The following is a 14,223-nucleotide window of genomic DNA, read 5'->3' as shown; positions in this document are numbered from 1 at the left end:
CTTTTTTATATCTATCATAAGGGTAATTTATTGTTGTGAAAAGTGAAAAACCTTAAGAAATTGCTAATCTCATCCAGTCATCTTCAACATACACAGGGAGATTCTGATTACAATTAAATCCTTACCCCTTTTTCCTGTTCAGCCGAGGCTATAAATTCAATAGCCTACTTTCTTAAAAAACAAAAAAGAACGGTACGACTAGATATCGCTACCGCTCTTCATTTGATTTACTTCGTAATAATAATCGGGCCTTCCTTAGACACGATAACTGTATGTTCACATTGCGCAACAAAACTTTTATTAGGTGTAATGAAAGTCCAGCCATCACTTTGTTCACGAACTTCTTCATCTCCAGTGGAAATAAAGGGTTCGAAAGCGATAACCATCCCTTCACGTAATAATTGATTATCCCAGTTATCAAAATAATTAAGAATATGATCTGGCTTTTCATGTAAAGAACGACCAATTCCATGGCCAGTTAAATTCATAATAACATTAAAACCATTATTTTTTGCTGTTTGGTAGACAGATTTTCCGATACGATTAAGTTTCGCACCTGGTTTTATTTTTTTAAGGCCCTCATCGAAAGCTTTTTGCGCTGTTTCACATAAAGACTCTAGTTTCTCATCCGCATGACCTACAACGATTGATAAACCTGTATCAGCGAAATAACCATTTTTTGATCCAGATACGTCAATATTAACTAAATCTCCATCTTTAATGACTCTATTTCCAGGGATACCGTGTGCTACTTCCTCGTTTACACTAATACAAGTATACCCTGGAAAGTCATACTCACCCTTTGGACCAGATAATGCCCCATGCTCTTCAAACATTTTTCCAGCTATCTCATCCAGTTCTTTTGTTGTGACGCCAGGCTTTGTTTGAGCAATCATTTCATCCCTAATTGAAGCAACAATTTTCCCAATTTCCTTTAAACCCGCTAAATCTTCTTCAGTTTTTACGATCATAACGATTCCTACCTTTATTTAGTCTCTATTTATATTATAGTCTATTTATCATTAAGAAAAAAAGGATTCCAGTAAGTTTGTAATTGTACTATTTTTTAGAAAACAACAGCTTGTTTTCGCCAAAAAAAATACAAGCCCTTTATTAGGCTTGTATTTCAAGCATATTATAGTTTAACTACATTAGAAGCTTGTGGGCCACGTTGACCTTCTTCTACTTCAAATGTTACGCTTTGTCCTTCATCAAGCGTTTTGAAACCATCAGTTTGGATAGCTGAATAATGTACGAACACATCTTGTCCTTCTTGTGTTTCAATGAAACCAAAACCTTTTTCTGCATTAAACCATTTCACTTTTCCTTCTGCCATGAATAAATCCTCCTTATGTATAACACATAAATTATGACTATTCTTGTGGAACATACATGAAGCAAACGTATACAAACGCATCCTACTTACATTCCGAACAAAAATAATTTCTTTCATAATAGCAGAAAGTGGAAAAGAATGCAAAGGTAAAAGCGAGAATTTTTCGAAAATTTTTATGATACTTAGATATTTTACCCTTTTAATGTATGATAGATGTATATGTTACGAAGGAGTTTTCTTATGTTTGAATTGTTCATTACTATGTTAGAGAGGCTGGGTATTATTGTTACCATAGCCTTTATTTTAACACGGTTCCAATTTTTTCGAGATATGATTTATAAGGAAAATGTAAAAAAAGATCTACAATTAAAAGCGATCTTATTTTTTGGTTTTTTCGGAATAATCGGTACATACACAGGTTTATCTTTAAATGCTGAGACATTTAATATAAACAGATGGGCATCTAATTTAACAAGTGAAGAAGCAATTGCTAACTCACGCGTAATAGGTGTTGTTTTAGCTGGGCTTTTCGGTGGTTATAAAGTTGGTTTAGGAGCTGGGCTCATTGCCGGAATCCATCGTTTTACACTAGGTGGTTTTACTGCCTTCTCATGTGGATTAGCAACCATTATATCTGGACTAATAGCAGGCTATTTTCATAAGAAAAAAGACCATGTAAAGCTATCTTCTGCCTTTTTTATAGGAGCTACCGCAGAAGCCGTTCAAATGCTTCTTATTCTCCTTCTTTCGAGGCCGTTTGAAAAGGCCGTCTCTTTAGTTGAAGTAATTGGTGTTCCAATGATTATTGCAAACGGTGTAGGATCAGCCTTATTCCTCCTTATCATTAAAAATGTAGTGAATGAAGAAGAAAAGGCAGGAGCACTACAAGCGCAAAAGTCATTACGAATCGCTGATCAAACTTTATCACATCTTAGGAAGGGAATGACACAAGTCTCCACTAAGGCGGTGTGTACCATATTATTAAGAGAGATACATGCAAAGGCAGTAGCAATCACAAATAAACATGTGATTCTTGCCCATGTTGGATCAGGTGATGATCATCACCGAGTAGACCACCCCATCCAAACAGAAATCACAAAAGAAGTAATTAATAATGGTAAACTAATAGTAGTAGGTAATGAAGAAATACAATGTCAAAATGAGCATTGTCCACTTGGAGCCGCTGTCATTGCTCCCCTTAAGCAACGCGGGCAAATCATCGGTACTTTAAAGGTATATTTCACCTCTGAGAAAGAAGTGACTAATTTAGAAATTGAGTTGATCTCAGGGTTAAGTGTGTTACTAAGTAATCAGCTAGAAATAGCCGAAGCAGATAAAGCATTTCAATTGGCTAAAGAAGCAGAAATTAAAGCTTTGCAAGCGCAAATTAGTCCCCATTTCCTTTTTAACACATTAAATACCATTGTCTCTCTCGTCCGTATTGATGCCGATAAAGCAAGAAAACTGCTTATTACTTTGTCTCAATTTCTAAGGCAAAACTTAAATGCAACAACCGCAAACCGTATCACATTGGAACAAGATATTCTCCATATGAAAGCCTATTTAATGATAGAACAAACGAGATTTGAAAACAGAATACAAGTCGATTATTATATTGAAAATGAAGTTCTTAATAGTAAGATTCCACCGCTCACCTTACAGCCAATTGTAGAAAATGCAATTAAACATGCATTTAAGCAAATGAACAAAAATTGTATGATTAAAGTACAAATTAAACAAATGAACAATGAAGTTGCTATATCTATTAAAGATAATGGCCGTGGTATTGATCATGATCGATTAAAGCAAATTGGGAAAGAACCAATCGCATCAAAAATAGGCACAGGTCTTGGATTATACAATGTAAATAGAAGGTTAATCATGACATTTGGGGAGAACGCCCGATTACACATAAATAGTGAAGAAAACAATGGAACGGAAATAACTTTTAATATACCAGTGGGGGAAAAAAATGAAGACAAAGATTAAAGTGCTCGTTGTAGATGACGAACCGTACAGCCGGGAAGAATTAAAGCACTTGTTATCAATATTTGACTCTATTCATATTGTTGGCGAAGCTGATTCTGGAGAAGATGCCATCATACAAACGATTCAATTACAGCCAGATATCGTTTTTCTTGATATCGAAATGCCCAAAATGGATGGCATGCAAACAGCTAAAAGTTTAATGGAATTCAAAAATCCACCTAAAATCATATTCGCAACAGCTTACCCTCAGTTTGCTGTAGAAGCTTTTCGCTATGAAGCGATTGATTACTTACTAAAACCATATGATGAAGAGCAAATTTCTGAAACGGTCAGCCGGATCATCAAATATTTAAAGCCAATAAATCTGCCTAAGCAAAGTAAATTAGCTGGAAAGCTAGCAATCGAAGACAATGGAGAAATTATTTACATCGAACCTAAAGATATTATTTATGTTTATAAGGAAGATAAATTCTCACGAATCATAACTGTTGATAATGCTTACGAGACAAAAGCATCATTAAAAGAGCTAGAAAATCGACTATCTACGTATTCTTTCTGTAGAATACATAAAAGCTATTTTGTTAATTTAAAATATATTAATAAACTTTCTCCTTGGTTCAATGGGGCATTTCAGTTAGAGCTAAAAGGATCGAATGAAAAACTTTCTGTCAGCAGAAATTATGTAAAAGATTTAAGAACAAAACTAGAAATATAGGTCATGGAGCTCAATTAATTATCAGACTATTTACACTAAAAAATGCATCTTAATTTAATATAAGGACCTCTTACTCACGGATTTATACATGTTATGCTCAAAATACTCAACCTTGAATCATAGTCATTTATAATAAATGAAAACGTATACATGAACAAAGGGGGCAATGCTATGATTACATTTTTTTCTTGTATTATCTTATTGATTATTGGGTATTTCACCTATGGTAAGTATGTTGAGAAAGTTTTTGGGGTGAAAGGAGCTAGAGCAACACCTGCATTCACACACAAAGATAATGTCGACTATTTACCTATGAGTACACCTAAAAACTCACTTATTCAATTACTTAATATTGCTGGTACAGGTCCAATTTTCGGTCCAATTTTAGGTGCATTATATGGACCAGTCGCGTTTGTTTGGATCGTTATCGGTTGTATCTTCGCAGGTGCTGTACATGACTACTTAACAGGTATGATTTCTATAAGAAATCGCGGAGCTCACTTACCTGAATTAGCTAGCAAATTTTTAGGAAAAGTTATGAAGCATGTCGTAAATGCTTTTGCAATACTATTGTTATTATTAGTAGGTACAGTCTTTGTTTCTACTCCTGCTAGTTTATTACACCTTTTAATGGACGGAAAAGTCGCACTAGGTATTATTGTCGGATTTATTTTTCTTTACTATATTTTAGCAACACTTTTGCCTGTTGATAAAATCATTGGTCGTCTGTATCCTTATTTTGGTGCGTTACTTATCATTAGTGCACTGGGAGTAGGAATTGGTCTTTTAGTAACAGGAGCACCTATTCCTGAGCTTTCGTTTCAGAATTTTCACCCTGATAATGCACCACTACTACCTTTACTATTCTTTACCATTTCTTGTGGGGCACTATCTGGATTTCACGCTACCCAAACACCAATCATCTCTAGAACGACTCAAAATGAGACGCAAGGGAGAAAAATTTTCTATGGAATGATGATTTCTGAAGGTATTATTGCCATGATTTGGGCCGCAGCTGCAATGAGCTTATTTAATGGTTATGGTGGCTTAAATGAAATGCTTGCTGCCGGTGGTCCTGGCGCAGTAGTTAGTGAAGTATCTACCACTTTACTTGGAGCAATCGGTGGTACATTAGCTGTTTTAGGGGTAGTCGTACTTCCTATCACTTCAGGCGATACAGCATTTAGAAGTGCTAGAATGATTATTGCCGACTATATTAAGTTTCCTCAAGTTAAGTTCTCTAGTCGATTATGGATTGCTGTACCGTTATTCGCAATTTCCATGGTACTTACCCAAGTCGATTTTAATGTGTTATGGAGGTACTTCAACTGGGCAAACCAATCAACAGCTGTAATCGCATTGTTTGTCGGTGCTATGTACTTGTATATTGCTAAAAAGAATTACTTTATTGCCTTAATACCAGGTAGTTTTATGTTAGTGATGGTAATCACGTATATCTTAAATGCACAAATCGGCTTTGGTCTCTCTATGACTACTTCTTGGATAGGTGGAGCTATAGGCGCTATCGTTTTAATTACAATATTCTTTATTGCTGCACGGAAAGCAAGAGCTAATAAAATACCATTGGAAGAAGACGTATCTAATTGGAATAATAGTGTAGCTTAATGTTCCATATCTTTATATGAGTCTCTGATTAGCAATCAGAGACTTTATCGTTAGTCATGTCAGTTATATACTATTACAATTTAAATGGACATAGGCTCATAGTAAAAAGGTGCTTTCACAACGATCATCTACAGTGAAAACACCTTTTTATACGATAGATTTGATACTATTAATGGAAATCAAATATACTTTTTGACTTTAGGTTGATACTTACGCATCGGACCTTTCCTTAAGATATCCTTTAAATATGATTCTCCATTTGGATTTTTGTTTTTCAGTAATTCTAGTAAATATGTAATATCATCCATTGCTCTATGATTTTGATAGTTTGTGATTTGGTGTCCTTTTAAAAGGGTCAATAATTTACTGTTATAAAAACCATATTCTTTCCACGGAACCCCTCTCATCGTACAATACCATTTCAGTTCATTTACATCATTAGGGTACATTTGATAGAGAAAGCTTCTATCAAATGATGCATTATGAGCAAGTACGATATCCGCATAGGCGAACATCTTCTTTATTTCACGATCATCAAAGCTTTTCCCCACCACTTCTTCAAAAGGGATTCCGTGAACTTTATAAGCTTGATTATAATTTCTTAATGCACTGGTGGTTTCCGGCTCTCTTAAATAGCTTCGTTCGTCTTTTATGGTAAGAATATCACCTGTCTGTTGATCAAATGAGAATAACTTTAAGGCGATTTCAATTACTTCATCATTAATTGGCGACAAGCCCGTTGTCTCTACGTCAAGAACAAGCCCTAACCCCTCATGTATTTGCACACTAACCCTCCATTCTCTTTTTTTGTTTAGCATATAATAGAAAAATAAAAATTGCTAGGAGAAAAAGAAAGGAAATCTTTTATTCTTTATCTGATTCATATTCATTATGGTTTTGAGAAAATAGTAGGCATCACCTATTATATTTTTCTTAATTTTCCGCATTTTTATTGTCAGATGCAAGGAAAACATATAAAATTTTCCTATACACTAAAAGGGATGTGAAAAAATGGTCATTACCACTCATTTTTTCCTTAATCTATCACTGTTAATTGTCATCCTATTTTTTCTGCTTGTATGGACTGAAAAAAATCTTGGTTTTCATTTTTCAAAAACATCGGCAACTATTAGTCTGGCATTGATGATTGGTATTTGTTATATTTTTTCATTTGAACCAGAGCCTGGTTTAATGATGGACCTAAGGATTATACCTGTAATTTTAGGTGGATTGTATGTTGGTGTCGGCCCTTTACTCATAATTATCGTTATTGCTGTAAGATGGTTTTACGGAATTAATTTAGGATTCTATGTAACTATGTTTGAATATCTTTTGCTAGGATGTTTGTTTTTATATTTATACCCAAGATTTAAACAGATTTCTGCTAATAAAAGAATTATACTAGCTGTTCTTATTACTTTTATCTCTAGTATCGTTTCACTAATTTTATATGAATTATATGTACCACAATTAAACTCACTTGATTTATGGTTTGCCCTTCTTACCATTCCAGCTCTTGGTGTAGGAATGGCAGTATATATTATTGAATTTGTCTTCAAAACAATCGATATGCAGAAAAAGCTTATCATTGCAGAAAAATTAGAAGCCGTTGAGCAAATGGGGGCAGCGATTTCACATGAGATTAGGAATCCACTCACAGCTGCTGCAGGATTTGTTCAATTATTAAAAGAACAAACACTTTCCCCTTCAAAAAGAAATGAATACTTAGAAATCGTCCAACATGAACTGGCATCAGCAGAACGTGTCATTCAGAACTATCTTACATTTTCTAAACCTGGACTAGACAAAATTGAAACAATGAACGTAAAGAAAGAACTAGGTCATGTCATTAGTATACTACGTCCGATAGCTAATCAAAATTCGGTAGAAATAACAACTAATTTTTCTATCATAGGTGACATCGAAGGCGATCGACAAAAGTTTCAGCAATGCTTCTTAAATGTTATTAAAAACGCCATAGAATCGATGCCAAGAGGTGGCCAACTATACATAAGCTCTAATTATTCCTCTACGCACATTAGAATCGAAGTTCAAGATACAGGGCTTGGTATGACAGATGATCAAATTCGTCGTCTAGGAGAGCCTTATTATTCCACAAAAGGAGCAAAAGGGACTGGATTAGGAATGATGGTTGTTTTTAGCATCGCCAGAGCAATGAAAGGAACAATAAAAGTACAAAGTAAAATTAATGAAGGAACCGTATTCATCTTTACTTTTCCATCCGTCCATCCTCATTCTTCCTAACTTCAGTCTAATAATAAGAGCAGGGAATCCTAGCATAGCTAGTAAATCCCCTGCTCTTAGTGCTTCAATATTTGTTGACTTTTATTTATGATAAACCCTTTAGAACGAACCAAGCATGTGACTCTGCATAAGATCGAACTTCTTCAAAGTCTTTAACATAGCCTTTATGGTGTTGAATAAAACCATGTAGGGCAATGAAGGCAGAATAAATAAGTGATTCTTCAGTTTGTTGATCTTTTAATTGTAAAACAGCATATTCAAACCGGTAATAAGTTTTTTGGGCCATTTCTGTAATCGAATGCTTATCGTTGCTTGTATAAAAAGCAAATAACCCATCGTAACGGTGATGAAGGTTTATACCAAATTCCATGAAAGTAATTAAGATTTGTTTAAGCTTATCTATTTTATTATCATCACCAAATTGAATAGTGACTAACATCTGCGTGAGATCATTAAAGTCTTCCTCAATTATTCGATATAATAAAACATCAATATGATTAAAATGAACCGTCAGCGCCTTCACTTGGCATCTCATTTTCACAGCAATATCTTCTAAAGTAATATTCTGAAATGCATTATCAGTGACAAGCTCTTTAGCAACAGCCACTATTTTATCCGCAGATATGTTTTGATCATGGAAATGATTTGATGGCATATGTACACCCCCAACCCTATCAAATAGTAATTAAATTTTAGCATCAGGGTTGGTAAGAAACAATCATTAATCTACATATAAGATAATATTTGCTCAGTCATTTTCTTTCCTTGTTTCTGTTCTCTTTCATCTACTACCCACCCATCGCCTAAATGTTTTAAAGTAATCATCTCATTCATTCCTATTTTATTTTTATAGAGAATTAAGATTTCCTCTTGATTAAAATAGATGAGTGGTTGAATGGTATTTTTATACTTTGATGTTGCTTCTTCATTAATATCCTTAACTAATTGCGTTACTGGTCCAAGACGATCATGCCAACCATTGTTGCTAGCTAGAAATTGAAACTGGTTAAATCGTGTTTGACGATAACTGCGCCATCTTTTTTTGAAGCTATGTTCAATGTCCTTTGCAGCTTTCCGATAGAAGTGATTAACCTTTTTCTCCTCCGCGTCTCCTTTATGTTTATAGGTAATGACCTCTGCTCCTAAAGGTGTTAAGTCCAGTACAAGAGTATCTTGCCCATAAGGAGGTAAATACTCTTTTTCATAGGTAGTTATTTCAAGTTTGACAATAATATGATACCCTTTTCGATTACGTTTGAGTTTCTTTATCTCCGTGTCATACAAATTGTATTGTTTTTCATACCCATAAAATTGATAAATTTCTTCGGTGAGCACAGGAGCGAGAGATGTTAAAAGTGCCTCGGATACGATGGAAGAATCTTCATTAGCTAATATGCTATTAGGAAAAAGAATGAAAATAAGTAATAAAATCATGACTGTTTTCTTCATGTGCAAACACACTCCTTTATCTTTTATCCTCTCCCGCATTTGTATAAGTAACGCTGTAATTTCTTCCTATTTACTGTTTGACATTAATCTCCTTCGGCTACTTATTTTCCGGGAAATTTTTAAAAATAAAATAGAAAAAAGGCGATTAATGTCAATCCCCTAAGCTCTTTTTGTCTTATTCACCTTAAAACCAAAAGAAAAAAGCTATAGAAAAAAGTCTATAGCTCTCGATCCCCAAAAAAATTTAGTTTTTATATCAGTTTTCTGACAATTTCCTTGCCAATCTCAATTGACGCCGTTGCAGCAGGAGATGGTGCATTTAATACATGAATCGCACGCTTGCTCGGCAGTATGTAAAAATCATCCACTAATGAGCCGTCATCCTTCAATGCTTGTGCTCTTACTCCTGCTGGTCCAGTTTTCAAGTCTGAAGCTTGTATTTCTGGCATAAGTTTTTGTACATTCTTTAAGAAAAGCTGTTTAGAGGCTGAACGGATCATTTCCTCAATCCCTTCCTTCATATAACCACTTGCCAGCTTCCAAAAGCCCTTATATGCTAACACTTCAAATAAATCCGGTAAATGAATATCTGTCTTCCGGTAACCTTCGCGTTTGAAGCCCAATACTGCATTTGGACCGACATCGATCGCACCGCCAATCATTCTCGTAAAATGAACGCCAAGGAATGGGAACTTTGGATTGGGAACAGGATAAATTAAATGCTTCACTAGATGACGTTTTTCCTCAACCAGCTGATAGTATTCACCACGGAAGGGGACAATTTTCATATCAGTTAATAATTTTGCCTTTTTCGCAATCCGATCGGAGTGTAGACCACCACAGTTGATATAAAATTGACCTTTTATATCTCCTTGATCAGTGATAACAACGACTTCATTATTACCCTCTTGAATGGCCACAACTTCATGATTAAGGAGAATATCTCCACCTTTATGGCGAATGATATCCGCCATTTTTTCAGACACTTGTCTATAGTTAACAATTCCTGCCATTGGTACATGAATGGCTCTTTTCCCATTTACATGTGGTTCTCTTTCCAATAGTTCTTCTTTTTCCATTAAATGAATATCAAGTCCGTTCTGTAGCCCTCTTTTATATAGATTATCTAATAGTGGCAACTCTTCTTCTTCACTAGCGACAATTACTTTACCGCAAATATCATATTCGATATCATTACTTTCACAAAAATCCTTCATGGATTGTCCGCCGATTTTAGCTAATCTCGCTTTTTCACTACCTGGCTTATAATATATACCAGAATGAATAACACCACTATTATGCCCTGTCTGATGTGCTGCTACATGGCTTTCTTTTTCAACGATAGCAATCTTTAGTGCCGGCTTTTGTTCTAGTAGTTCTAACCCAACGGACAGACCAACAATTCCTCCACCAATAATAATATAATCATACATCCTATTCACCTTCTATCAGTTCTTTAAACCACATGCTTCTGCTAGTATCTCGACAATATGAACGACTTCAACCTTACTCTCTAATCCTTCACGCTTCACACCCATGCACATCTGCAAATGACAACCAGGATTGGAAGTGACAATTACTTCTGGAATCGTTTCTTTTACATAGGACATTTTTTCATCTAATATTTCCATTGATTCTTGATAATGAAATACATTGTACGTACCTGCTGAGCCACAACACATATCCATTTCCGGAAGGGGAATATACGTTGTTCCTGGTATACGATAAATTAACTCTAATGGCGATTTTTTTACTTTTTGCACATTTGATAAATGGCATGAGGGTTGATATGTAATTCTCTTTTCAACCTTCTTCGTAAATTCAATATCCAACTCTGCTAAAATCACACTAATGTCTTTACTTTTTTCAGCAAATCCTTTTGCTCGTTCAACCCATTCTGGTTCAGACTGAAGCAGTTGATCATATTCAACTAACATCGCACCACATCCACCAATACTATTAACAATATAATCATAGTGCTCTTTTTCAAATGCAACGATGTTTTCTTTTGCTAATTGTTTGGTGGTCTCGCTATCACCCTCATGATGCTGTAACGCTCCACAACAAGTTTGGTTTTTTATTACGGTTACTTCACATCCAGCATGCTGAAGCAACTTTATACTTAGATCATTGATTTTAGCAAAAAACACATCCATGATACATCCAGTAAAAAAGGCGACTTTTAATTTTGTTTCAGTATCTGGGATAAGTGTCCCTTTTCTAAGTTCCTTATCAGGCTTTGTTATATTAGGTATAATGGCTTCAAATGCACGCAAATTCTCAGGTAGTACCTGAATCCCTTTTGTGACTTTGCCTAATTTTTCAATGCCGGATTGTTGATAAAACCTCAAGGAAAGATTCATTGTATTCAACATGCTTTTATTCGCAAGACCTTTTTTCATCGCCAAGCGATTAATAAGTGAACTACCTTCCTGCTCCATTTTCACTTCTTTATAAGAAGATAAAATTTTTCCGTATTGAACATTGGTCGGACAAGCGGTCTCACATGCTCTGCAGCCAAGGCATAATTCCATCGAATCTTCTATTTCTTGAATCGAAATTTTACCCTCAGAAGCCATCTGTACTAAATTAATTCTTCCTCTAGGCGAATGCCTTTCTTTTCCCATTGTCGTATAAGTCGGGCAGGCAGGTAAGCAATACCCACATTGGACACAATCAAATGTTTCTTCGTATGCTAATTGATTATTCATCGACTAATACGAGCCTTTGATTTTCATTTTCGGGAAAAACCTTACCAGGATTCATGATATTTTTAGGATCCCATGCGCTCTTCATTCTTTTCATCATATCTAATCCAGCCTCCCCTAGCTCCATTTTCATAAACGGTGTCTTCATTGTGCCGATGCCATGTTCCCCTGATAAAGTTCCACCTAATTGTATAGCTGTTTCGAATATCTCAGCTACAGCAAGTTCGACTCTCTTCATTTCCTCTTTATCCCGTTTATCAGTAATAATATTTGGATGGAGATTACCATCACCTGCATGCCCGAATACTACTAAATCTATATTGTATTTTTCTTTAATTTGTTTTAGCCGTTTAAACATTTCTGGGATTTTACTTCTTGGGATTGTCGCATCCTCAGAAATTTTCGTTGGTTTTTTTCTCACAATCGCTGGGGAGACAAGTTTCCTCGCTTTCCAGAGTTTCGCTGCAGCCACATCATTCGCTGCTATCTGAACTTCTCGTGCTCCTACCATTAAGCAAACTTGCTCTACTTGTTTACACTCATCAGCAATCGCCACTGGATGACCATCTAATTCTATAAGAATAATGGCATCAACATCGGTCGGAAGTCCGACTGATTCATATTCTTCAACAGCTATAATAGAAGCTTGATCCATAATCTCCATCTTAGAAGGTAATATCCCAGAAGTGAGAACTTTTGATATGGCTCTTCCTGCATCGACAATATCATCGAAAATAACCATCATCGTTCCCGTTGCTTGTGGCCGTGGAACTAGTTGTAGTGTTGCTTCAGTAATAATTCCTAAAGTACCTTCAGATCCGACTATCAGCTTAGTTAAGTCATAGCCAGTAACATTTTTAATTGTACGACCACCTGTTTTAATGACCTCTCCCTCAGGTGTAACGACTTCTAACCCCAACACATAATCCTTTGTTACCCCATACTTTAAACCTCTTGGTCCACCAGCATTTTCAGCTAAGTTACCACCTATCGTTGACACATGCGCACTACTCGGATCAGGAGGATACATCAGCCCATATTTTTTCGCTGCTTTGTCTATTTCAGCTGTCAATACTCCTGGCGAAACAACAGCAATTGTATCATCACTATCTATTTCTAATTTTTGATTCCACTGTGAAAAGTCCAGGACCACTCCGCCATGAACAGGCAACGGCCCACCACTTAGACTAGTTCCTCGACCTCTTGGGTATAAAGGGACTCTATATTGATTGGCCACCTTTACGATAGACACAACTTCCTGTGTTGACATTGGCTGTATGACTAATTCAGGTAAATAAGTACCGAACGACCCATCATATGAATAAGAGACTAAATCCGCTTTTTCTTTTAACATTCTCGTTGGAGATTTTATGGCATTTTGAAATTGTTCGACCATCTCATCTGTCAACATGATGGCACCTTCTTCCTTTACTTTTCTTCCCTTAATTTCTTCCGTACATTTTGTAGATGATTCTTCATTGCCTTTCTTGCATTTTCTTCATCTTGACTTTCAATCGCTTTATATATCGCTTCATGCTCAAGATAAACGCTTTCTCTTTTTCTTTGTAATCCTAAGTTCTTCTTTAATGAAAAAGCGACAGCCTTACGGTAAAGGTCACCGATATTATCCATGACCCCTACCATAAAGCTATTCTTAGTTGCTTCAATCATATATTTATGAAAATCTAAATCAGCTTGAAGGCCCACTTCATCAGGGTTTGTAAGTGTCTCCTCTAGCCCTTTTAACGCGTTCTTTATTTTCTCTAAGTCGGAAGAATTACGACGATTAGCAGCTAGAGCAGCGGCCTCTGTTTCCATTATCATCCTTAATTCCAATAACTCAAAAACCTCTTCTAATGAAATATATTGCAATGTTAAGCGGTCCATCATATCGACAAGATGTAATTCTTTAACATAACTTCGGCCACCTTGTCTTGATTCAATGATCCCACTTGCTGATAAGACACTGAGTGCCTCCCTAACAGGAGCGCGGCTTACACCAAATAATTTCGCCAATTCATTCTCAGAAGGTAATGGTTGGTTGGGCGGAAACTCTTTACTTTTAATTTTTTCATTTAATTGCTCTAATACTTGTGCCGATATCTTCTTCCGTTCAATTTTCATTTATTAATCTC

Annotated in this window: 13 protein-coding genes; 4 read left to right on the top strand and 9 right to left on the bottom strand. The window is 35.7% G+C overall.

Going from position 1 to position 14,223, the window contains the following annotated elements; all coding sequences use genetic code 11:
- Positions 1 to 227: 227 nt before the first annotated feature.
- Positions 228 to 971, bottom strand: a complete 744-nt coding sequence (gene map / locus LG276_RS06785; protein WP_251163124.1) for a type I methionyl aminopeptidase — start codon at positions 969 to 971, stop codon at positions 228 to 230.
- Positions 972 to 1,135: 164 nt separating this feature from the next.
- Complete coding sequence (locus LG276_RS06780) at positions 1,136 to 1,336, bottom strand: cold-shock protein (RefSeq protein ID WP_224935336.1); 201 nt, start codon at positions 1,334 to 1,336, stop codon at positions 1,136 to 1,138.
- A 240-nt stretch (positions 1,337 to 1,576) separates the two neighbouring features.
- On the opposite strand from LG276_RS06780, the gene LG276_RS06775 reads away from it, so the two are divergent.
- The 3 genes from LG276_RS06775 to LG276_RS06765 all read left to right on the top strand — a co-directional run bounded on the left by LG276_RS06775 (position 1,577) and on the right by LG276_RS06765 (position 5,666).
- A complete protein-coding gene (locus tag LG276_RS06775) occupies positions 1,577 to 3,325 on the top strand; it encodes a sensor histidine kinase (protein ID WP_224935333.1) in 1,749 nt (582 codons plus the stop codon).
- Entirely contained in the window at positions 3,309 to 4,040 is a 732-nt protein-coding gene (locus LG276_RS06770) for a LytTR family DNA-binding domain-containing protein (protein WP_251163125.1), read from the top strand. Before LG276_RS06775 ends, LG276_RS06770 begins: the two co-directional genes overlap by 17 nt.
- 171 nt (positions 4,041 to 4,211) lie before the next feature.
- Positions 4,212 to 5,666, top strand: a complete 1,455-nt coding sequence (locus tag LG276_RS06765; protein ID WP_251163126.1) for a carbon starvation protein A — start codon at positions 4,212 to 4,214, stop codon at positions 5,664 to 5,666.
- Between the two features lie 179 nt (positions 5,667 to 5,845).
- Here the strand turns inward: LG276_RS06765 and LG276_RS06760 are convergent, their stop codons facing one another.
- Positions 5,846 to 6,451, bottom strand: a complete 606-nt coding sequence (locus tag LG276_RS06760) for an exonuclease domain-containing protein (RefSeq protein ID WP_251163127.1) — start codon at positions 6,449 to 6,451, stop codon at positions 5,846 to 5,848.
- Positions 6,452 to 6,677: 226 nt separating this feature from the next.
- On the opposite strand from LG276_RS06760, the gene LG276_RS06755 reads away from it, so the two are divergent.
- Complete coding sequence (locus LG276_RS06755) at positions 6,678 to 7,931, top strand: HAMP domain-containing sensor histidine kinase (RefSeq protein WP_251163128.1); 1,254 nt, start codon at positions 6,678 to 6,680, stop codon at positions 7,929 to 7,931.
- 85 nt (positions 7,932 to 8,016) lie between these two features.
- Here the strand turns inward: LG276_RS06755 and LG276_RS06750 are convergent, their stop codons facing one another.
- The 6 genes from LG276_RS06750 to LG276_RS06725 all read right to left on the bottom strand — a co-directional run bounded on the left by LG276_RS06750 (position 8,017) and on the right by LG276_RS06725 (position 14,212).
- Positions 8,017 to 8,586, bottom strand: a complete 570-nt coding sequence (locus LG276_RS06750) for a TetR/AcrR family transcriptional regulator (protein WP_251163129.1) — start codon at positions 8,584 to 8,586, stop codon at positions 8,017 to 8,019.
- Between the two features lie 71 nt (positions 8,587 to 8,657).
- Positions 8,658 to 9,380, bottom strand: a complete 723-nt coding sequence (locus LG276_RS06745; RefSeq protein WP_251163130.1) for a DUF3888 domain-containing protein — start codon at positions 9,378 to 9,380, stop codon at positions 8,658 to 8,660.
- Between the two features lie 251 nt (positions 9,381 to 9,631).
- On the bottom strand, positions 9,632 to 10,813 hold the full coding sequence (gene lhgO, locus LG276_RS06740) for an L-2-hydroxyglutarate oxidase (RefSeq protein WP_251163131.1): 1,182 nt from the start codon (positions 10,811 to 10,813) through the stop codon (positions 9,632 to 9,634).
- Positions 10,814 to 10,828: 15 nt separating this feature from the next.
- Entirely contained in the window at positions 10,829 to 12,091 is a 1,263-nt protein-coding gene (locus tag LG276_RS06735) for a (Fe-S)-binding protein (RefSeq protein WP_251163132.1), read from the bottom strand.
- Positions 12,084 to 13,499 (bottom strand): FAD-binding oxidoreductase, encoded by a 1,416-nt coding sequence (locus tag LG276_RS06730; protein ID WP_224935308.1) that lies wholly within the window; start codon positions 13,497 to 13,499, stop codon positions 12,084 to 12,086. The genes LG276_RS06735 and LG276_RS06730 overlap by 8 nt, the downstream gene beginning before the upstream one ends.
- Before the next feature lie 17 nt (positions 13,500 to 13,516).
- Positions 13,517 to 14,212, bottom strand: coding sequence for a FadR/GntR family transcriptional regulator (locus LG276_RS06725; RefSeq protein ID WP_251163133.1), 696 nt, complete (start codon positions 14,210 to 14,212; stop codon positions 13,517 to 13,519).
- Positions 14,213 to 14,223 lie beyond the last annotated feature (11 nt).

This window comes from Cytobacillus kochii (assembly GCF_044790165.1).
GTDB classification, from domain to species: Bacteria; Bacillota; Bacilli; order Bacillales; family Cytobacillaceae; genus Cytobacillus; species Cytobacillus kochii.
Note: the sequence above shows the minus strand (reverse complement) of the source record. Positions and strands in the feature narration are given on the sequence as shown.